Consider the following 21,128-nt stretch of genomic DNA (forward strand, 5'->3'; position numbering starts at 1 on the left):
TCGTCTCCTCATCCTCGTTCCGCGATCAGAAGGTCAACCGGACGCCCATGCGGATCGTCCTCGGGGCCTGGTAGGAGGTGGGGCTGCCGTAGTTGGGGTTTCGATTCGCGGGATCGAAGGGCGAGCCGTCCTCGAAATTCACGAGCTTGTACCCACAACCCGCGCTCGCCGCGCAGGCCGATTCGCCCTTCTCGGGCAGATCCTCCGTCGATCCTCCGTCGATGGGCCGCACGTTCGCGTACGTGAAGGATTCGTCGCGGCTGGTCTCGGCCTGGAAGTTGAACAGGTTGAACACGTCCACGTTCACGGAGAGCGTGCTGTCCTTGCTGATCTTGTAGCCGACGGCGAGGTTCGAATCGACGCTGTGGACCCAGGGCAGGTTGCCGCCCGCGCCCCGCGGCAAAATGAACGCGGCGCCCCGTCCATAAAAAGGATGCGCGCCGAGGACATCGAGCGGCTCCCCCGACGTGCCGGTGTAGCTCACCCCGAGGTTGACGCGGATGTTCTTCGGGAGCGCGAACTCCTTGGCGCCGTAGAGCTTGACGGAATGGCGCCGATCGCCAGGGAGCGGGCCATCCCGGTTCGGCAGGAGCGAGAGCAGGTCGAAGTCGCTGAGGGTATGCGGGGACGGCCAGGACCCCGAGGCGAGCCCGGGGTAGTTGCCGCGGAGATACGACGCCGTGTAGCTCGCCAGCGCGAGCCACCCCTCGGAGAACGACTTCTGGAAGAACACGGTCACGGCGTCGTAATCGCGCCGCGCCTCGGGGAAGTCGGACGCGGCGCCGTGCCCGGGGTTGCCCACGAAGAACGACGTCCCTTCGTCGCGGCTCATGTTCTCGATGACGCGGTGGATCGACCGGTGCGTGTAGGTTGCGCCCACACGCGCATCGTCGAAGACCTGGTACTCGCCGCCTGCCGTGATCTCGTCCATCGATTGCGCCTCGAGCTCCGGATCCACCGGCGCACGGTCGCCGTAATAAAAGCCCCATTGACGGTTGGGCGAGGAGGGCGCCCCGAACGTGAGCCGGTTCTTCGGGTCGAGGCACGCCTCGACCTTCGCGGGATCGGTGGGGTCACAGACGGAGTTCGGCACGACGGACAGGGTGAAGGGCCGCTGGACGAACAGGCCTTCGGCCATGCCGAGGGGCACGTTCTCGTAATACCGCGCGTAGCTCGCGAAGATCTTCGACCGCCCCTGGCCGGTGGGATCGTAAATGGCTCCCACGCGGGGCGACCATTGGTTGGGGAGCACCATGCCCACCCCCTCGCTGCTCGACATCATCTGCGCGTCGTAGCGCAAGCCTGCATTCACCGTGAACCGGTCGAGGAACGTGAAGCTATCCTGCACGAACCCGCCGACGATGGTCGAATGCGTCGTGGGGGATTGCAGCTTCGGGACGTACACGTTGTCCGGGCTCGTCAGGTTTCCGATACGCCACACCTGCCACGCGGAGCCATCGTACGTCTCGGAGAACCACACGTCCCCGGTGTTCGCCCGCGCGAACAGGCTGTTCGACACCTCGACGTCGATCCCCGCCTTGATGACGTGTTGCCCGAACGCGTTCAGCAGGTACGTGACGACCGAGCGCCCCTGGAAACGGTTCGTGATGGACTCGTTGACGTTCCCGGGCCCCCCCGTCAGGTAGGCGCGCACCGGGCAGTAGATGACGTTCGTCGATCCCTTGGGCTCGCAACCACTGCCCGCCGGGAGATTCTCGAAATCCGCGATGGTATGCGGCGCGCCTCGCGTCCACGAGACGCCGGGGACGTTGTCGAGCCCCTGGCCGCTCCCGATCCCCGCCCCGTCGACCGGCAGGCGGTTGGAGTACGCGTGATGGTATCCGACCGTCGTGTCGATCAGGAGCCTCTTGTTCAGGAAGGCCGACGAGAGCTTGAGCGAGACCGTATTGATCCGCTGCTCTTCCCGCCGCCCGAAGGCCGCGTATTCGCCCTCCAGCAAGTTCGTGTTGATCGTCGTCATCTGGCCCGAGACCCCATTGAGCGAGATCCGACCGTCCCCCCCCGACCACGTGGGCGAGCCGAACACGGACAACGTCAACGTATTCGACGGGTTGATGAGCCACGTCAGCTTGCCGATGTACTGCAACGTCTCTTTCGACGCGACGTAGTTGCGCGTCCCGCCCTCGATGGGGTCGGTGACCTGAAAGCCGTATTCGTCGCGGAGGCTGATGGGGTTGCCGGCCGCGTCGAGCTTCAAGGATCCGTCGGCGTTCGTCTCGTACCGCAAGCGGTTCAGCGAACGCACGACGTCGAGGTCCTGGAGGGCCACGTTCAAGCCCGCGTAGAACCAGAGGCGATCCTTCATGAGGGGTCCACCGAGCTCGAACCCGAAGTCGCGCATCGCGCCGAGCTTTTGATCGACGCCGACCACCGTGCCCTCCGCGCGCACGGGCTTTCGGCGCCCCTCGAACGCGCCCGGCGTGAAGCTGCCGAAGATCGATCCATGGAATTCGTTGCCGCCCGACTTCGTGACGACGTCGAACACGCCGCCGGTCGTGCGGCCGTATTCCGGCATGTAGCCGCCCGTGGCGACGTTGACTTCCCGGACGAATTCGAGCGAAAGCGGCGTGTCGTTGATGCCGTCCGAGGCGCTGCCCACGGAGACGCCGTCGATCTGGAATCGATTCTCGGGGGCCGACGAGCCGTTGATGGAAAAGCCGAGGGGGGTCGGCTGCGCGCCGGGCGCGAGCGCTGCGAGGCTTTCGAACGATCGCACGGCCGAGGCGCGACCTCCCGGCGGGGCCACCGCGAGGCGATGCGAAAGATTCGAATCGACGATCACGCCGGTCGTCGTCGACCCGATGTCGATCACCGGGGGCCTCGCGAGGAGCAAGATCTCCTCGTGCAGCTCGCCCGGCATGAGCTCCAGATTGGCGCGGAGCGTGGTGTTCGTGCGGAGCGTGATTCCGCCGCGCCCGAGGGGCTTGTAGTTCGCCCCGTCGAGCCGGATCGTGTAGTCGCCCGGCGGGAGCTGCGGGACGCGATAGTTGCCGGCTGCGTCGGTCACGACGATCTGCTCGCCTTGCAGCGCGGGGGACGTCACCGTCACGACGACGTCGGCGAGGGGCTTGCGCGTCTCTGCATCGATCACCGTGCCGGTCAGGACCGAGTTTCCGGCGGCGAAGGCGGAAGAGGCCAGCAGACCCAAGGAACAGGCTGCGGCCAGGGAGAACCATCGGATTCTAGAGGTCAAGCGCATGATCATTCGATGTCCGCTGCTGGGCGTTTCCAAGACGATCCTCCAGGCGCAAGGCAACCCTCGTACCACGCCCGATTCTCCTTCAAGTGCCGTTGGGCGAGGCGAGCCGGTGGGCGTGGGGTGTCGCAGCCGTGTCACACGCGCGTGACACTGGTACGACACCGTGACAGGCCCGCCATGACGACCGTCGCGCGTGTGTGACAGGTCGAGCCGATGCCGTGCGTGATGCGCAGCTCCGCGCACAGGCCAAAACGAGAGCGCCAACGACCTTGCCGGCCAAGGCAGCGACGTTGACATCATGGCCGGCAACGCTGTCCGTGCGTGGGCGGACCTCGAACACGTGTCCTCGGCCGTCGACGGCGCGTGTTCGGCGGCGCGACATAGGTTTCCCGCGGGCGACCTCCCCGAGGGGCGCGGCCCGCCTCCTGACCTTGGGCTGGACCCTGGCGTGTCGTCCTCTGTGACAAGGACCCTCGAGGGTTCCCGGGGGATGTCCGGCGGCTCGCCAAGGACCCTGGGCTGCCTCCGGCCCGTGTCCCGAGGCTCGACCTTCCCCCGGGAACACGCCACGCCCCTTGTTCGGCGGCGAGACACGCGCCCTGTCGCGCCGATGCCCCTGGATCCGCTCCGTGCCTGATTGCCTTGCGGCGTGCACGTGGTTGTCGCGGCGCCGAACAGACGACGACGAGGGCCGATGTCCCCTGTCGAGCATGCGCGGGGGCAAGGGCCGCGGCTCGCCGCTCGGGTGTAGGCCGGCGACGGGCACCGCCAGCACTCGAACCCCCCCGCGCAGCGGCCTTGACGAGCAGGCTCCTCTCCGGTCTTCCCCTGTCCCTTCGAGGAACTGCGCATCGCGCAGTTCCTCGACCCCGGGTCCAGCGCCTCGCTGGTCCGGGTCCAGGGGTGGACAACCCCTGGTGGGGCCTGGGGCAACGCCCCAGCGCGGCTCCTCTGACCCCCAAACCCCGTTGAACCCCCCTGCTGCCGCTGCCAGAGTCCCCGCGATGCCCCCGGAAGCCACTGCCCCCGATGCTGCCCTCGCGGCGGAGGGCCTCGTCAAGCATTATGGCCCCACGATCGCCGTTGCTGGCCTCGACCTCCAGGTTCGTCCTGGGGAGGTCGTCGGCTTGCTTGGCCCGAACGGGGCGGGCAAGACGACTGCGCTGCGTATGCTTGCTGGCATCCTCCGGCCCACGCGGGGGCGCGTCCGGATTGGCGGCATCGACATGGCCGAGCGGCCGCTCGAAGCCAAGGCCCTCATCGGCTTCCTCTCTGGCGACACGCAGCTCTACCAGCGCCTCTCGCCGCGCGAGACCTTGCAGTATTTTGGCCGCCTCCACGGCTTGCCCGAGGCGGCGTTGACCACGCGTATCGACGAGCTCGTGCGGGACCTCGAAATGGCCTCGTTTGCTGATCGCCCCTCGGCCACGCTCTCGGCGGGGCAAAAGCAGCGCGCCAACATTGCGCGTGCCTTCCTCCACGCGCCCTCCGTCCTCATCCTCGACGAGCCTACGAATGCGCTCGACGTCCTCTCCGGCCGCTTCATCGTCGAATCCATCCGCAAGGAGCGCGCGAAGGGCCGCGCCATTCTTTTCTCCACCCACATCATGAGCGAAGCTGAATACCTCTGCGATCGGATCGCCCTCATTCATGAAGGCCGTATCGTCGACGAGGGCGAGGTCCCGGACCTCTGCGCGCGCGCCGGCGACGCGAAGAACCTCACGGATGCCTTCCTCTACCACGTCGAGCGTGGCGCTCCCCGCGTGGACGGCGCCTCGCCGGGAGGTGCGGCGTGAGGCTCTCCATCGTCCTCGTCATTCTGCGCAAGGAGCTGCTCGAAACGCTCCGGGATCGCCGCACGTTCGTGAGCCTCGTCCTCTTGCCGATGATGCTCTACCCGCTCTTCGCGCTCCTCATGAGCCGGATGGCGGGCGCCGAAATGGATGCGCTCGAAGCGCGCCCCTCGAAGATCGCCGTCTGGGGCGAGCTCTCGCCCGACGTCTCCGCCGCGCTCGCGGCGGGCGAGAACAAACTCGACATCATGCCGTGGCACGGCGTCCCCGCGCCGCTCCGCCGGGACCTCGAAGCTGGCGCCATTGCGCCGCCCGTGCCCGCGCCCCCGCGCCCGCCCGGCCCGCCCCGCAAGGGCGCGAACGCCGAGGCCGCGGGCGCCGAGGCGAAGGCTGATACGAAAACACGCGACGCGGACCGGCCCGATGCGGCGGTCGCGCTCGCTGCCCGCGCGCTCGTCGGCGCCCGCGAGGTGCACGCCGTGCTCGTCCCCTGGCGGGGGTTTTCCGAGGACGTCCGCGCCGGCAAGGCCGCCCGTGTCACCCTTTATTACGACTCCGTGTGGGGCGACTCCGACTTCGCGGCCGATCGCCTCGATTACGCGCTTGCCCGCGCCCGCGACGGCTTGCTCGTCGCCCGCGAGGGCGAAAAGGCTTTGCCCAAGGGGTTTACCTCCGGGCTCGAGGTCGTCTCGCGCAACGTCGCGCCCGACGAGCGGCGGGTCGGCAAGGTCCTCGGCACGATCATGCCGATGATGTTGATCCTCATGTCGCTCCTCGGCGGGTTTCTTCGCGCGGCCGACATGACGGCCGGCGAAAAGGAGCGCGGCACCATGCAGACGCTCCTCTGCGCGCCGCTCCTGCCCATCGAGATCATCACCGGCAAGTTCCTCGCCGTCTCCGTCGTCTCCCTCTTCACGGCCCTCGTCAACGTCGCGAGCCTCGGCCTCACGCTGCGCCGCATCCTCCCCGGCGAGATGGACGTGCCGTTCTCGGCGCACGTGCTCACGTTTGCGCTCCTCGTCCCGGTCACGCTCCTCTTTTCGGCGCTCTTTCTGGCCGTCGCGGCCTTCGCCCGTGATTTCAAGGACGCGCAGAACCTGCTCACGCCCGTCTATCTGCCCGTCATGCTCCTCTCGATGGTCACGTCCTTGCCCGGGATGGAGCTCTCCGTCGCGACCTCGTTCGTCCCGGTCCTCAACGTCGCGCTGCTCATCAAGGCGATTTACCTCGGCGACGTCGCGCCCGATCTCGTCCTCTTCACGATCGGCTCGTCCACCTTGTTCGCTGCGCTCACGCTCGTCTTCGCCGCGCGTGTCTTCGAGCGCGAGGACGTCCTGCTCGGCGGCCGCGGCTCTTTCCGCGCCGTCTTCTCGTTCGAGCGGCAAAAGGGCGGGATCCCGAGCCTCGGCTTTTCCCTCGGCGCCTTCGCCGTCGTCCTCGTCGTGATGTTTTATGCGAGCTTCCTCGTCGAGAAGACGACGAACAAAACCGCGCAGCTCGCCGCCACCCAGCTCGGCCTGTTTTTCCTGCCCGCGCTCGCCGCCATCGCCGCGTCGGGCGCCTCGATGCGCGAGACGCTTGGCCTTCGCTTTCCGCGCCCGCGCGCCCTCGTCGGCGCTGTCCTCGCGGGCCTCTCCGGGGGCGCCGCTGTCGCGGCGATCGCGACCCGCCTCGTGCCCGTCCCCCCGGAGTTCGCGGACAAGCTCGGCGACGCCCTCCTGCTCGACGGCCAGCCGCTCTGGGTGCTGCTGATCGTCATCGCCGTCCTGCCCGCGCTTTGCGAGGAGACGCTCTTCCGTGGCCTGCTCTTTTCAGGCCTCACGCGCGCCGGGTTCGGCGTCGCGCTCGTCGCCTCGTCGCTCCTCTTTGGCCTCGCGCACGGCTCGATCTATCGGCTGCTCCCCACGTTCTCGCTCGGCCTCTTGCTCGGTTATGCCCGGCACGAGACGCGGTCGCTCCTGCCCGGCATCCTCGTGCACGGGATCAACAATGCCCTCGCGATCACGATCCTCGCCGTGCGGCCGCCGTGGCTGGAGAAGCTCATGCAAAACGATCAGGTGCCCGTCGGGCTCGGGGTCGCCGCGGCGCTCGTGCTCGCGCTCGGCGTGGTTCTGATGCGTGAGCCGCGCAAAGCCGACGCGCGCGGCTGATTCACGCGCCCGGGGCCACCTTCGGCGGCTCGGCCGGGGCGCCTTCCTCGTTGTTTCCGCGCGCGACGAAGCTCCCGAAGGCAGCCGCCGTGAAGAACATGATCAGGCTGTAGATGGCCGGCGGAACGGCCATCGTTGAATTGTTGAGCAGCGTGGGCGCCGAGGCGATCGCGATCGCCAGGGTCCCGTTGTGGATCCCGATCTCCATGCCGATCGCGGTCGCTTGCCGCTTCGGCAGCCGCGCGAGCAGGGGGACGAGGTAGCCGAGGCCCATGCTGGCCAGGTTGAACACGAGCGCCGCGAGGCCGACCTGCTTGAAATACGTCACCAGGTTCGCCCGCTCTTTCAGCACGGCCGCGGCGATGATGAGCAGGAGGAACACGGCCGAGGTGATCTTCACCGGCGTCTGGAGCCGATCCGAGAACGCCGGGCGTTTCGCGCGGATGAGCATCCCGATCCCCACGGGGACGAGCACCACGGCGAAGACCTGGATCACCTTGTCGAACTGGAGGGGAATGCTCTTTTCGGTCCCGAGGAACGCCACGAGCGAGAGGTTCACGATGAACGGGAGCGTGAACAGGCTGAGGAGGGAGTTCGTCGCGGTCAGCGTGATGTTCAGCGCGACGTCGCCTTTCGCGAGGTGGCTGAAGAGGTTCGCCGTCGCGCCGCCCGGCGAGGCGGCGAGCAGCATGAGCCCGACGGCGAGCTCGGGCGGGAGCCCGAAGCCCTTCGCGATGCCGTAGCAGGCGAGCGGCAAGAGCAGCGTCTGGCAGACGAGCCCCACGAAGACGGCCCGCGGATACACGAGCACGCGGCGGAAATCCGCGGGTGTGAGCCCGAGCCCGAGCCCGAGCATGATGACGCCGAGCGCGAGCGGCATGAACACGGCCGTGAAGACATTCGATTGCATGGAGGTTCATGAGGGTCGCACGAACGCCGTCATCGACTCAACGGTGAGCAGGCCTGCCCCGGACACGTCGGCTTGCGTTTCGGCCGGGGTTGTAGGAGTACATGAAGGCGGAACCATGGCAGAGGAACGAACGGCTGTGGGGGGAGATGTCGCCGCGCTCGAAGCGGAGATCGCGGCGTTGCGACGCGAAAATGCTTCGCTGAAGGCGCAGGTCGTCGCGCTCGAGGGCGCGCTCATGGACGTGCGCGTGGATGCGCCGCCGCCCCGGATGGCCACGATGCGCGCGGCCGTGGCCGAGCGTGCGGACAACGATCGGAGGCGCCTGCTCCACGCGGTCCTCGACCATTCGCCGAGCGTCGTCTTCGTGAAGGACCCGGAGGGACGGTACCTCCTCGTGAATCGTGAAGCCGAGCATCGCTTCGGCCGGACACGCAAGGAGCTGCTCGGCCGGAGCGACGGCGATTTCTTCCCGCCGGAGGCCGCGCGGGCCATGCGCGAGAAGGACGTGGAGGTTGCTCGTCGCGGCGAGCCCCTTCAATTCGAGGAGGCGATCGTGTTCGGCGATGAGGTCCGGCATTTCCACACGATCAAATTCCCCATCCTGAACAACTTCGGCGCGCTCATGGGCGTCTGCGGCATCGCCACGGACATCACCGAGCAAAAGCGCAAGGAGGAGGAGCGCCTGGTCCTGCGCGAGCAGGTGATCGCCGCGCAGCAAGAGGCGCTGCGCGAGCTCTCCACGCCCCTCGTCCCGATCGCCGAGGGCGTCGTGGCCATGCCGATCGTCGGCAGCGTCGACCAGGCGCGCGCCGAGCGGATCATGGGCACGCTGCTCGACGGCATCGGCCATCACGGCGCGCACGCGGTGATCCTCGACATCACGGGGGTGCGCACCGTCGACACGAACGTCGCGAGCGCCATCGTCTCGGCGGCCCGCGCGGTGCGGCTCCTCGGCGCGCGCGTGATCGTCACGGGCGTGCGGCCCGAGGTCGCGCGGACCTTGATCGAGATCGGCACCGATCTCGAAGGAATCGTCATGCGGGGCAATCTGCAGAGCGGCATTGCGTTCGCGCTCCGCCGGTAGCACGTAGGTACGGCCGCGACGGCTCGCCCGGCCCGCGCTCGCAGGGGCCGGCGGCTCGCTCCTTTGCCAGGGCAGAATCCACACGGGACGGCAATGGCATCCTTCTTGGTTGCCTCTCGCCCGCGCCCGCGGCAAGCCCCGTGAAATTCCCGACGAAACGTGCGGACTGGCTGCTCTTCCTGGTCATGCTCCTGCCGATCGGCCTGAGCATCTGGCTAGGCTTGTCCCAGATCGACACGATTCACCGCCGCCAGGCCGCGGCGACCCTCCAGACGGTGCTCGCAGCGACCCGTGAGGCTCTGGTGACGTGGGAGCGGCACACGGCGACCACCGCGAGGAGCTGGGCGAGCGAGGTGGGCATCCGGCGCGCCATCCTCGCGCAAGTGAAGGTCCGGAGCGAGGGCGGGTCCCTCCACGAGAGCCCGCACCTCGGGGAGCTGCGGCGCTTGCTGCGGGACGTCGTGCAGCAGAAACAATTCATGGGCTTCGACGTCATCGCCACGGACGGCATTGAAATCGCCTCCGATCACGGAGACGTCGTCGGGACGAACACGCTGAGCCGCCTGGACCCGCTCAGCGTCACCACGGCGCTTCGTGGCTCGACCGTCATCGGAGCGCCGTTCGTCATGCACAACAAAGCCCTCGACACCGACGTCCCGACGATGCTGGCCGTGACGCCCGTGCGCGACGAGGAGGGGACGATCGTGGCGGCGCTCGCCTTCCGCCTCGATCCCACCGGAGAGTTCTCGCGCATCACGAGATCGGGCCGGGTCGGCGAGACGGGTGAGACCTATGCATTCGACCGTCACGGGCGCCTCATGACGGAGAGCCGGTTCGAGCCGACGCTCCGCGACATTGGCTTGCTCGCGGTCGGCGAGCGCTCGAGCCACGCCATCGAGCTGCGTGATCCGGGCGGCGACATGCTCCGCGGCTTCCGCCCCGGCGTGCCCCGGTCGGAGCAGCCCTTGACGAAAATGGCCCATAGCGCCGTCGCCGGAAAGTCCGGGCTCGACATCGACGGCTACCGCGATTATCGCGGCGTGGAGGTGATCGGGGCCTGGATATGGGATTCGGAGCTCCGGCTCGGCATCGCGACCGAGGTCGACAAGGCAGAAGCCTACAGCGCCCTCGCCGCGACGCGCAGGGTCGTCCTTCGGACGTTCCTCGTCGGGCTCTGCATCACGTTCATATTGACCCTCCTTTTGCAGCACCGGGCGAAGGCCCTCGTCCGCGGATTGGCGCGGGAACGGGAGCTTCGGAGCGAGCTCGAGGAGCGCGTCGGCCGTCTCCAGCGGGTGGAGGGGGAGCTCAAGACCGCGGTGCACGTGCGGGAAGACTTCCTGCGGTTCGCGTCGCACGAGCTCCGCACGCCGCTCACGAGCCTGCGGCTCCTTTACGAATACATGCTTCGATCCCGCCCCGAGGACGCGACGCCCGTGATGAGCCCGGCGGACGTCAACCGATTCTTGAAGGTCTCGACGCGCGAGCTGTACCGGATGACGCAGGTCATCAACAACATGTTCGTCCTGTCGAGCGTCGCCGCGGGCAACGCGGTGCTGAACCTCGAGCACGTGGATCTCGACGAGCTCGTGCGGAACGTCGCTCGGAAGATGCAGGCGGAGGTCGCGGCCGAGGGGTGCACCGTGGAGATCCAGAGCGAGGGCCCCGTGGTGGGCCACTGGGACCGCGCGCACCTGGAGCAGGTCTTCGTGAACCTGCTGTCGAATGCGGCGCGGTTCGGCAGCAAGCAGCCGATCACGATATCGATCGGCAAAGAAACGGGCTTCGCGTTCGTCGCGGTGCGGGATCGCGGCGTCGGCATCCCGAAGGAGGACCAGGAGAGGATGTTCGAGCCGTTCCGGCGGAGGCAGGACGCGCACGCCGGGCTCGGCGCGGGGCTCTTCGTTTGCCGCGCGATCGTCGAAGCGCACAAGGGCACGATCTCCGTCTCGAGCGAGAAGGGCCAAGGCGCGATCTTCCGCGTGCAGCTCCCGCTGCCACCGGGGACCGAGCAGGCGTAACGCGCCGAACGGGTCGGCGCTCTAGAACTGGACGGGCAATCGCTTCTTCGCGTGCAGGAGGAGCAGCATCGAGCTCGGCTCGAGGTCCCCGCGCGGGACGGCCAATTTCATCCGCGGCAGGCGCCGGAGCAGCGTCTCCACGGCGATCACCGCCTCCAGGCGCGCGAGCGGGGCGCCGAGGCAGAAATGGATCCCGTAGCCGAAGGCGATGTGCTTGTTCGGCTTTCGCCCCACGTCGAAGCGGTCGGCGTCCGGGAATCGTGATTCGTCGCGATCGGCCGAGAGCAGCGACGCCAGCACGAGATCGTTTTTCCGGATCGTCACCCCGCCGATCTCCACGTCCTCCAGGGCGAAGCGGTACGTCGTCGTCTCCACCGGCCCGCAATACCGCAGCATCTCCTCCACGGCCGATTCGAGGAGCGAGGGATCGGCGACGAGGCGCTCGCGCTCGTCGGGGTGATCCATCAGCGCGAGCATGCCGTTCGTGATGAGATTGACCGTGGTCTCGTGGCCCGCGACGAGCAGGAGGAAGAGCATGCCCACGAGCTCCTGCGTGCTCAGCCGATCGCCGCCTTCCTCGGCCGCGACGAGCCCGCTCACGAGATCGTCCCTCGGCTCGGCCCGCCGGCGCTCGATGAGCGCCATGAAGTACTGGAAGAATTCGAAGCCGGTGGCGCGCAGGTGCGCGAGCTGCTCGTCGGTGTCCGCGGGCGTGAAGAGCGTCGTGGTCCAGCGCCGGAAATCGTCCTGATCCGAGGCGGGCACGCCGAGCAGCTCGGCGATGACCGTGACGGGCAGGGGATACGAGAACTGGGAGACGAGGTCCATCCCGCTCGCATCCCGCGCGACGGCGGCCGAGACGAGGTCTTCCGCGATCGTGGAGATGCGGGCTCGGAGGCCCTCGACGATCTGCGGCGTGAAGGCCTTGGCCACGAGGGATCGCAGCCGGGAATGGTCCGGCGGATCGGCGCTCAGCATGTGCTTGCCGAGAACATCGAATTCGCCCGACATGCGCAGGCGATTTCGCTCCTCGGGAGGCAATTTCGTGAAATCCTTGCCGAAGCGCGGATCCCGCAGCATGTCGGAGCAATCCGTGTACCGCGTGAGCAGCCAGAAAGGCACCTTGCGATAAGGTTCGAGGATCTGCACGGCGGGCTCTTCGGCCCGGAGGCGCTTGTAGATGGGATGAGGGTCCTTGCGGCCCTCCAGGGTGAACAAAGGGTGCATCGACGAAGCATGGTCGGGGGGCGTGAAAGGGGCAAGCAAGGGCACATGTTATGCGCGCTGCCCGACGTGTGACGTTTGGTACGCTTGGCTTCGCGAGCGACCACGCTCATGGCTGGCGGCGCGAAAAAGGTGCTCTCATGGTACGTGCCCCGCCCGCGCTTTACGCCTCCGCCCCGTTTCCGTAGTCTCGGCGCATGGGCCGCCTCGAGACGAATGGGTACTACGCGCTCGGGGTCCCCTTTTACCTCGCGATCGTCGCCCTGGAGATAGCGCTCTCGCGGCGGAAGGGGAGGCAGGTCTACGGGTTCGCCGACACGCTCGGGAGCTTCTCGGCGGGGCTCGGCGAGATCGTCCTTGGCCTCTTCCTCGGCCCCCTGCTGCTCGGCCTCTACGATTTCGCGTACGACGATCTCGCGCTCGTGCGCTGGCCCGAGGGCTCGATCGTCCCCTGGATCCTCGCGTTCGCGCTCGGCGACCTCGGGTATTACTGGTACCACCGCGCCGGCCATTCCGTGGCCGCGTTGTGGGCGATTCACGGCGTCCATCACCAGTCCGAGCATTTCAACGTCTCGGTCGCCACGCGCCACCCCTGGTTCTCCGACACCTATGCGTTCCTTTTTTACGCGCCGATCCCCATGCTCGGCGTGCCGCCAAAGCATTTCTTCGTGGCGATCTCGATCATCTCGTTTTACGCGCTCACTGTCCATTCCCGCGTCTTCCACCGGCCGGGCCTGTGGTTCCTGGTCACGCCGGCGACGCACATCGTGCATCATTCGAAGAACCGGCGGTATCTGAACAAGAACTTCGGCGCGATGTTCACGGTGTGGGACCGGATGTTCGGCACGCACGTGGAGGTCGATCCGGCCGATCCGCCGGTCCTCGGCACGCCGTTCGGCTACCAGACGCACGACGGCGCGCGGGCGCAAGGGGTGTTTTTCCGCGACCTCGTCGCTGTCGCGCGGCAGGCGAAGACGTTCGGCGACAAGGTGCGGACCTTCGTCCGCCACCCCGGCTGGACCCCCGCGGGCATCGTTTTTCCGCGCCACGCGCCCGCGCGGGCCGACGCGGACATTCCCACGCGCACGAAGGTGTATGCTGCGCTCGCGTTCGCCGCGACGCTTGCATTCGCGCTGCACCTGCTCTGGCTGCGCGAGCGGCATCCGTTCTGGCAGCTCGCGGCCGGGGCGCTCGTCGTCCTGTGGGGCCTGTCCACGATCGGCGGGCTGCTCGACGGGCGCGACGGCGCGGCCAAGCGGGAGGGTGTGCGTGTGGCTGCGACGGCCGCGCTCGGCCTCGTCATCGCGTTCAGCTCGTCCGCATCCTAGTGCCGAGATCGAAGAGGCTGCGCGCCGAGCCACCCTGGCCGAGCGCCTGGTTGATGCCTCGGCACGCGGTCCAGCATTGCTGGCATCGCGCGATCTCGGCCTGCTTGTCCTGCAGACGCCGATAAAGATCGCCGAGGCTCGCCTCGCGCACGTTGCCCACGCTCTCGTGGATGCGCTCGATGCAGGGCGAGACGTTGCCCACGTGATCGATGTTGAACCCGGTCTTGCCCGCGCTGCACGTGGGCATCTCGCCCTGCGTGAGGAAGGCGTCGATGCGCGCGAAATACTCGCGGAAGTACCGGAGGTGCGGGTACCGCTCCCATAACGCGAGCACGTGCTCGGACACGCCCACGGGCGGCATCTTGTCGGGGCCCTCCTTGCCGCGGCGATACCCCGCGATGCTGAGGAGCGTGAGCTGATGGCCGACCCCGCGCGCCTCGCTTTGCCGGAGCAAGCTTTCCAGGTCGCGCCAGTTGTCCTCCATCAGCACCGTCATCACGTGCACCTGCTTGCCCCCGCGCGGCGCCGTGTCGCGCAGGAGGTCGACCGCCTTCCAGGCGCGATCCGTGGTGCCCGCGAGCCTGCGTTTCCCGTCGTGCCGGCTCGCCTCGGGGTAATCGATGGATACGTTGCCATGCACGAGCCCCGCGTCCCAGAGCGCCTTCGCTTTGTCCTCCGTCACGAACCAGCCGTTCGTGAAGAGCGCGGTGATGTGTTTCTCCGAGAGGATTCGCACGATCTCCACGATGTCCGGCCGCGCGAGCGGCTCGCCGCCCTCGACCGAGATCACGAACGTGCCGAGCTCCGCGAGCTCGGCCGCGACGCGGCGGTATTCGGCGAGCGAGAGCTCTTGCTTCGGCGGCGCGGGGTTCGGCCAGAAATCGCAGAAGCTGCATTCCATGTTGCAGCGGTTCGTGACCTGGATCAGGCACGAAAACGGGCGCCTGCGGAGGAGCGTGGTGGTGAACGCGGCCTCTTTTTTCCACGTGGCGAAGCTCATCCGAACCTCCATCCGCCCGCGAACTGCTTGCCGAGCCGCTCTGTCGCGTCGCGCACGATCGGGGCCACGTCGCGGTATTCGTCGAGGAGCGCGCCGATCCGATCCACGACACGGTCGATCTCGGCGTCCGTCACCGTGAGCGGCGGTTCGAGCTTGAGCACGTTCCATTGCTGGCTCGCGGGCTGCGCCACGATGCCGTGTTCGAGCAGCCGCACGCTCAGCCATTGCCCGAAGATGCGGCGCGAGACCGCCTCCACGAGGCCCGGCAAGGCCCGGTGCAAGAGCCCGCCTTTTTCGGTCGGCCCGAGCTCGATCCCCACGAAGAGCCCGCGGCCCCGTACCTCGCGCACGAGCGGGTGCTTGCCGATGCGATCCCGCAAGGCATGGAGCATCCGCTCGCCTTTCTCCCGGCTCGCGCGGACGAGTTCTTCCTCGTCGAGGATCGCGAGGATCGCCCCGGCCGTGCGGCAGGCAAAGGCATTGCCCGCGTACGTCGAGCCGTGCAGATCGAAGCGCTCCGCGGTGCCGAATGCGCGCTGGCACAGGTCCTTCGTCGTGAGCGTGGCGGAGATCGGCACCATACCGCCGCCGAGGGCCTTGCCGAGCACGAGGACGTCCGGGAAAAAACCTTCGGCCTCGCAAGCGAAGAGCGAGCCGGTGCGGCCGAGGCCGGTCTGCACCTCGTCGAGGAGGAGCAGCGCGCCGCGCTTTCGGCAAAGCTCCTGCGCGGCGCGCAGGTACCCCTTCGGCGGCACGATCATGCCGCCCTCGGCCTGGATCGGCTCGACGAGGAAGGCTGCGGCGCGGGTCTTGCCGAGGGCCTCGTCGAGCGCGTCGAGATCCCCGAACGGCACTTCCTGGCAGGCGGGCAAGAGCGGTTCGAAGAGCTCACGCATGCGCGGGATGCCGGACGTCGACAGCGTGCCGAGGTTCAGCCCGTGATAGCCATTCTTGCAATACACGAGCGTCTTTCTCCCGGTCGCGGCGCGCGCGAGCTTGAGCGCGGCCTCCACGGCCTCGGCGCCGGTGCATGAGAAGAGGCACATCGTGAGCGGGCCGGCGCGGCGCGCGAGCTCGGCCGCGAGTTCAGCCGCGTGGACGGGCGGGCCGACGTGCACGAGGTTCGGCACGTCGTCCGCGAGGAACGTGGCCATGTGCGCCCGGAGCTTCGGGTGGTTGTGCCCGAGGTTGTGGGCGCCGAAGCCCGCGAGGAAATCGAGGTATTCGCGCCCCTCGTGGTCCCACAACGTCGTGCCCTTCGCGCGGACGAACACGCGGCCGTAGCCAAAGGCGCCGAGGAGCTTTACGAAGGCGGGATTGATGTGCTCCGCGTACTTGGCGACCGCGGGGTGGGAGGAAGGGGAGGGGGGCATCCGCGGGCGATTGTCGCTCCCGGACGCGGCGCGACGCAAGCGCCGATCAGGTCAGGTGGCCGGCCTTCGGCTTGAGCAGGGGCGGAAGATCCGTCTCGCCGAGCCGCTGCCGCAGGTTCACCTCGATCAAACGCGAGAGGCCCGAGAGCGGCAGGTCGTTCGCGTCCATGCCGAAGGGATTTTCGATCTCGTCGCCGATCGCGTCGAGGCCGTAGAACGCATACGCCACGATCCCGACGACGACCGGCGTGAACACCCCGACCGTCTTCACGATCCCGAACGGGAGCGCGAAGCAATAAATGGCGACGAGCTGGTGAATGAGCGAGGTGTACGAGAGCGGGATCGGCGTGCTCTTGATGCGCTCGCAGCCGCCCTGGAGGTCGGTCAGGACGGTGAGGCTCTGCTCCAGCACGGGCAGGTGGTAGGAGTGAATCCAGCCGCGCTGCCAGGCGTCGCGCAGGCGGAAGGCGGCCGATTGGAGGATCGCCGTGGGCCGGTTCAGCTCGGGCCGCAATGCCTCGATCTCGGCCGCCGCGAGGAAGGGCTCGAGCTCCTCCAGCCGATCCTGATCGCGGAGGTGCAGCCGGAGCGCGTGCGTGTAGCCGATGATGCGATAGACCATCTCCCGGCGGAACGCCGCGACGGCCTCGCTCTCGTCGGAGCGATCGGCCGGCGCGTTCACGAGCGTGAGGATCTGGCGCGTGATCGTGCGGGTCGTGTTGACGAGGCCGCCCCAGAGCTTGCGGCCTTCCCAGAAACGGTCGTAACTCGTGTTGTTTCGGAAGCCGAGGAAGATGCTGAGCGCGAGGCCGATGAGCGTGAACGGGATCGTCGTGAGGTCCGGGTGGAAAAACCGGACGTTCAAGTCGATCACGGTCACCACGACGGCGAGCAGCGTGGTGAGGGCCATGCGGCCACGGATCCGCTGCATCGCCGTCCCGCGGTACTTGAGGAGCAGGCGCAGCCAGGAGTAGCGTTTTTCCGTCACCATCATGGGGCACGATCCCGCGAGGAGCGGCCGCCCTTACCACGATGCGGTTGGTGCACCAACGGCAATCAGGCGTGGCCGAGCGGCCGGGCGGCGGCGGCGAGCGCGGCGTCGATGAGCCGCTTTTCGGAGGCGTCGAGGACGCGGCGCAACGTCGCGATACGCCCCGGGAGCTCGCCGAGCACGGCCGGGAGCTTGTCCACGGGGCCGAGTTCGCGCAGGGAGGCCTCCGCCGCGTCGATCCGCGCCCGCGCCGCGGCGTGCGCCTCCTCCGCGGCGCCGAGGAGCGGCATCTGCCACGTCGATCCGGCCGCCTTCTCCGCGCGGCCGAGCCAGAGCTTGGCGGCTTCGAGGTGCTGCCCGGCGTCCCGGATCGCCGAGATGATCGCGTCGAGGTAATGGGTCATGGCAGCCGCACCTCGGCCAGTCTACACGGGAACGAGGGCCCGCGCTCGCTCGCCGGGGCGCCTCGACGTGGCGCGGTCCGCGCGGCGCTGATATCCCCTGCTTCATGACGGACGAACGGCGCTCCTTGCCGCTCGCGCGCCCGAGCCGGTATTCGACCGAGGTCTTCGTCGGCATCGCGGAGGGCGAGAGCCAGGCGCTCGCGCCGCTCGTCGCAGAGGGCCCGGCGCGCGCCATCGAAGCTGCGCGGATCGCGAGCGAGCGCGCCGAGGTGCTCACGGCGGCCGCACACGCGCACGAGCCGCCCGACGCGCCGATCGCGTGCCGTCGAGGCTGCTCGACGTGTTGCCAGGCCAAGGTGCTCGTCGTGGCGCCCGAGGTTCTTCGTCTCGTCGCGCACCTCCGCGCCACGTGTTCGCCCGAGGATCTCGCGGCCCTGCTCGGTCGTGTGCAGGAGGCCGACGCCCGGACGCGGGGGCTCTCGCGCGCCGCGCGGGCCGAGGCGCACGTGCCTTGCCCGCTGCTCGACGCGGACGGCGGTTGCGGCGTGCATGTGGTGCGGCCGCTCGTGTGCCGGAGCTGGTCGTCGTACGACGCGGGCGCGTGTGAGCGGTACTGGGAGGCGCCCGCGGGGAAACAGACGCCGCCGCAATGGGCGATCGGCTACGAGCTCGCGCAAGCCGTGCTCGCAGGGCTCGGCAAGGCGTGCTTCGACGTGGGCCGGGACGGGACGCCGCTGGAGCTCATCGCGGCGCTCAGGATCACGCTCGAAAGGCCCACGGCGGGCGAGCGCTGGCACAAGCGGCTGCCCGTGTTCTCGGCGGCGAGGGACGCCGAATGGATCGAGGCGAACGTGCGCCCCGGTTCCTCAGGAAAAACCGTGCCGTAACGCCGAGGCGGCGTCGCGGATGAGGCGTGAGGTCTCCTCGCGGCAGGCGCGCGCGAAGCCTCCGGTGAGCACGAAGCCGTGGATCATCGATTCGTGGCAGACGTGCCGCGCCGGGACGCCCGCGGCCGTGAGGCGCTCGACGTACGCGGCGCCCTCGTCCCGCAGCGGATCGAAGCCCGCCGTGAACACGAGCGCCGGCGGCGCGCCCTCGACGCTCGGCGCGAGGAGCGGCGAGGCGTCGGGGTGGCGGCGCAGCGCCAGATCGGCGCCGAAATAATGATCGTAATACCAGTCGATCATCGCCTTCGTGAGCATCCAGCCGTTCGCATACACCGCGTGCGAGCGGTGCGCGCAGGTCGCGTCGAGCGCGGGATAGAGGAGCACCTGCAGCGCGGGCCGATGGGCCTCGCCGCGCGTTTTGAGCGAGACGACGGCGGAGAGGTTGCCGCCCGCGCTGTCGCCCATGACCGCGATCTGCGCCGGATCGACGCCAAAATCGGCAGCGCGTGCGGCGACGTCGCGGAAGGCAGCGGCGGCGTCGTCCACGGCCGCGGGGAAGCGATGTTCGGGCGCGAGGCGATAGTCGACGGCGAGGACGCGCACGCGGCCCTCGACGGCGAGCTGCCGGCAAAACGTGTCGTGCGTGTCGAGGTCGCCCGTGACGAACCCGCCGCCGTGGAAGAAGAGCACGCACGGCGAAGGCGCGGCGAGGCCCTCCGGCACGTACGTGCGGGCCGGGATCGGGCCGGCGTCGCCGCGCAGGTGCGTGGGCGCCACGGAGACGCCTTCGAGGCGCGGGATCTCCACCATGCTGACCGACTCGGCGAGGCGCGCGCGCGCCTCGGCCGGCGCGAAGCGGCGAAGGTCGCTCGATTTCAGGAGGTCGTCGAGCGCGAGCATCAGCGCGACGTCGGGATCGACGGTGCAGCCCTCGACCGGCCGCGCCCGAAAGCCGTGGAGGCGCGCGGAAAACCCTTTCGAGCTGCGAACGGCGTCCGCGAGGGTACGGGCGACCTGGACGCGGACGCGGGCCAGCGGAGAGAGCATCATCGCGGCCGATGGTAGCGGCGGCCGCGGCGGCTGTCATCACGGGCCGGACGCGTGGACGCCCTTTCCGGCCCGCGATACGCTCGGGATTGGACGAAGGTCATGCGAGACGGCCGCGCTGCGCTTCGAGGTTCTCTGTTCGTCGTGCTCGCGCTCGCGTCGGCGTGCAGCAAGCACGCGCCTGCGCCGGAAGAGCGTTCCGCGGCTGCGACGACGGCGCCACATTCTTTTCCAGGCCCCTGGACCGACCTCACCCCCGATCGCGCGTTCGTCCGGGCGCGCGCCGAGGGCAAGCTCGTGTTCCTGTACTGGGGCGCGGCCTGGTGCCCGCCGTGCAACGATCTGAAAGCGGAGGTGTTTTCGAAGCCCCGTTTCGCCGAGATGATGCGCGATTTCGTGCCCGTTCACCTCGACGGCGACACGGAGGACGCACAACACGCGGGCGAGGCGCTCTCCGTGTCCGCCTATCCGACGATCCTGGTCCTCGGCCCCGAGCGCGAGGAGCTCTTGCGCTTGAACGGGAGCGTCGACATCGACGAGCTCGATCGCGCGCTCGGCGCGGTGCGCGGCAAGGCGCAGAGCTTCCGGGCGGCGGCCGCGCGCCTCGACGAGGGCAAGCCGAGCGCGGAGGATTGCAGCACGCTCGCCCACGCGGCGTGGGAGCTGCTTCCCGAGGCGACGTGGAGCCGGGCGCGGATCCTCACGGTGTTGCGCAAGGCGATCGAGGTTTGTCCCTCCACCATGAACCGCGAGCGCGCCCTGCTCGCAGGCACGCTCCTCGGGCTCGCCGCGTCGCTCCGCCACGACCCGACGCTCGCCGAGGCGACACGCGCCGCCCAGGCGAGCGCCGTTTCGTACCTCGATCTCATTTTTTCGAACGCCGAGACCACGTGGGCCGCGCGTGCGCTCGTCAATCACCGTGCCGAAGCGCTCGCGGCCTGGCTCGCCCCCGATCCGAAGGACGCGGCCTATCTCGCGTGGAAAACAAAATGGCTCGCGGCCGCGGCGTCGCTCCGATCCCGCGAGGGCGCTTCCGTCGACGTGCGGCTCGCGGCCGTGGCGCCCGCGATCGATTTTTTCCGGCACGAAAACCCGAGCAGCCCTGTGCCCGAGCCGCTCCGGGCCGACGTCCTCGCCGCCGCGCAGCGCGCCGATCACGAGGCGAAGACCGCAGACGAGCGGTATTCGGTCGTCTCGACGGCGTCGTACCTCCTGCGGCGCGTGGGCGCGCACGACGAAGCGCGGAAGATGCTGAAGGCGGAGGCCGAGCGCTCGGACACGCCGCATTACTGGTACTCGATGATCTCGGCGCTGGAGAAGGAGCTCGGGCGCATCGAGGAGGCGCGGGCCTCTTCGCAGAAGGCCCGCGAGGGCGCGGGCGGGCGCGCGACGCGGCTCCAGTGGATCACGAACGACATCGTCTTTCACGCACAGCTCGAAGGCCCGCCGCCGCGCGCCTACCTCGTGGCCCAGGCCGAGGCGTTCTACGAGCTCGCTTTCTCGCTCCCGGACGGGTTTCAGGGGAGAAATAGGACGCGCGCCGAGCAAGTCGCATCCGCGCTCGCCGTGCTGAAGGACGACCCCGATTCCGTGAAGCTCGTGTCGCGTCTCCACGAGCGGTGCTCGTCGCTCCCCGCAGACGCCGCCGAGCGCTGCCGGAGCTGCCTGCCGCGCTGAGGTTCGCGCGGGAAGAGCC

Annotated in this window: 15 protein-coding genes; 7 read left to right on the forward strand and 8 right to left on the reverse strand. The window is 68.7% G+C overall.

Translation table 11 applies throughout. The features are described from left to right. Positions 1–25: 25 nt before the first annotated feature. Positions 26–3,214: a TonB-dependent receptor domain-containing protein gene (locus QHF89_RS08480; protein ID WP_284720239.1), complete on the reverse strand. Its 3,189-nt coding sequence runs from the start codon at positions 3,212–3,214 to the stop codon at positions 26–28. A 1,010-nt stretch (positions 3,215–4,224) separates the two neighbouring features. Between QHF89_RS08480 and QHF89_RS08485 the strand changes: the two genes are divergently transcribed. Continuing rightward, entirely contained in the window at positions 4,225–5,016 is a 792-nt protein-coding gene (locus QHF89_RS08485) for an ABC transporter ATP-binding protein (protein WP_136967605.1), read from the forward strand. Beyond that, positions 5,013–7,163: an ABC transporter permease subunit/CPBP intramembrane protease gene (locus tag QHF89_RS08490; protein WP_136967606.1), complete on the forward strand. Its 2,151-nt coding sequence runs from the start codon at positions 5,013–5,015 to the stop codon at positions 7,161–7,163. Before QHF89_RS08485 ends, QHF89_RS08490 begins: the two co-directional genes overlap by 4 nt. A 1-nt stretch (position 7,164) precedes the next feature. Here QHF89_RS08490 and QHF89_RS08495 read toward each other — a convergent pair whose 3' ends face one another. Continuing rightward, a complete protein-coding gene (locus QHF89_RS08495) occupies positions 7,165–8,073 on the reverse strand; it encodes a bile acid:sodium symporter family protein (RefSeq protein WP_136967607.1) in 909 nt (302 codons plus the stop codon). A gap of 115 nt (positions 8,074–8,188) precedes the next feature. On the opposite strand from QHF89_RS08495, the gene QHF89_RS08500 reads away from it, so the two are divergent. Further along, on the forward strand, positions 8,189–9,157 hold the full coding sequence (locus QHF89_RS08500) for a PAS domain-containing protein (RefSeq protein WP_284720240.1): 969 nt from the start codon (positions 8,189–8,191) through the stop codon (positions 9,155–9,157). Positions 9,158–9,297: 140 nt separating this feature from the next. Continuing rightward, on the forward strand, positions 9,298–11,178 hold the full coding sequence (locus QHF89_RS08505; protein WP_136967609.1) for a sensor histidine kinase: 1,881 nt from the start codon (positions 9,298–9,300) through the stop codon (positions 11,176–11,178). Between the two features lie 21 nt (positions 11,179–11,199). On the opposite strand, the gene QHF89_RS08510 is transcribed toward QHF89_RS08505, so the two are convergent. Next, the gene (locus QHF89_RS08510) at positions 11,200–12,405 is read right to left on the reverse strand and encodes a cytochrome P450 family protein (RefSeq protein WP_136967610.1); all 1,206 of its coding nucleotides are present in this window, start codon (positions 12,403–12,405) and stop codon (positions 11,200–11,202) included. 194 nt (positions 12,406–12,599) lie between these two features. On the opposite strand from QHF89_RS08510, the gene QHF89_RS08515 reads away from it, so the two are divergent. Further along, positions 12,600–13,730: a sterol desaturase family protein gene (locus QHF89_RS08515; RefSeq protein WP_136967611.1), complete on the forward strand. Its 1,131-nt coding sequence runs from the start codon at positions 12,600–12,602 to the stop codon at positions 13,728–13,730. Here the strand turns inward: QHF89_RS08515 and QHF89_RS08520 are convergent. The 4 genes from QHF89_RS08520 to QHF89_RS08535 all read right to left on the reverse strand — a co-directional run bounded on the left by QHF89_RS08520 (position 13,711) and on the right by QHF89_RS08535 (position 17,498). Further along, positions 13,711–14,730 (reverse strand): radical SAM/SPASM domain-containing protein, encoded by a 1,020-nt coding sequence (locus QHF89_RS08520; RefSeq protein WP_284720241.1) that lies wholly within the window; start codon positions 14,728–14,730, stop codon positions 13,711–13,713. The genes QHF89_RS08515 and QHF89_RS08520 overlap by 20 nt on opposite strands. Continuing rightward, positions 14,727–16,103, reverse strand: a complete 1,377-nt coding sequence (locus tag QHF89_RS08525) for an aspartate aminotransferase family protein (RefSeq protein WP_136967613.1) — start codon at positions 16,101–16,103, stop codon at positions 14,727–14,729. Before QHF89_RS08525 ends, QHF89_RS08520 begins: the two co-directional genes overlap by 4 nt. 46 nt (positions 16,104–16,149) lie before the next feature. Continuing rightward, entirely contained in the window at positions 16,150–17,097 is a 948-nt protein-coding gene (locus QHF89_RS08530) for a bestrophin family protein (protein ID WP_284720242.1), read from the reverse strand. 62 nt (positions 17,098–17,159) lie between these two features. Next, positions 17,160–17,498: a hypothetical protein gene (locus QHF89_RS08535; protein ID WP_136967614.1), complete on the reverse strand. Its 339-nt coding sequence runs from the start codon at positions 17,496–17,498 to the stop codon at positions 17,160–17,162. A gap of 104 nt (positions 17,499–17,602) precedes the next feature. Here QHF89_RS08535 and QHF89_RS08540 point away from each other — a divergent pair, with 104 nt between their 5' ends. Next, complete coding sequence (locus QHF89_RS08540; protein ID WP_136967615.1) at positions 17,603–18,385, forward strand: YkgJ family cysteine cluster protein; 783 nt, start codon at positions 17,603–17,605, stop codon at positions 18,383–18,385. On the opposite strand, the gene QHF89_RS08545 is transcribed toward QHF89_RS08540, so the two are convergent. Then, positions 18,365–19,435: an alpha/beta hydrolase gene (locus QHF89_RS08545; protein ID WP_136967616.1), complete on the reverse strand. Its 1,071-nt coding sequence runs from the start codon at positions 19,433–19,435 to the stop codon at positions 18,365–18,367. The two genes, QHF89_RS08540 and QHF89_RS08545, sit on opposite strands and share 21 nt — an antisense overlap. Before the next feature lie 99 nt (positions 19,436–19,534). On the opposite strand from QHF89_RS08545, the gene QHF89_RS08550 reads away from it, so the two are divergent. After that, a complete protein-coding gene (locus QHF89_RS08550; RefSeq protein ID WP_136967617.1) occupies positions 19,535–21,109 on the forward strand; it encodes a thioredoxin family protein in 1,575 nt (524 codons plus the stop codon). Positions 21,110–21,128: the final 19 nt, after the last annotated feature.

Source organism: Polyangium sorediatum, assembly GCF_029946465.1.
GTDB lineage: Bacteria > Myxococcota_A > Polyangia > Polyangiales > Polyangiaceae > Polyangium > Polyangium fumosum.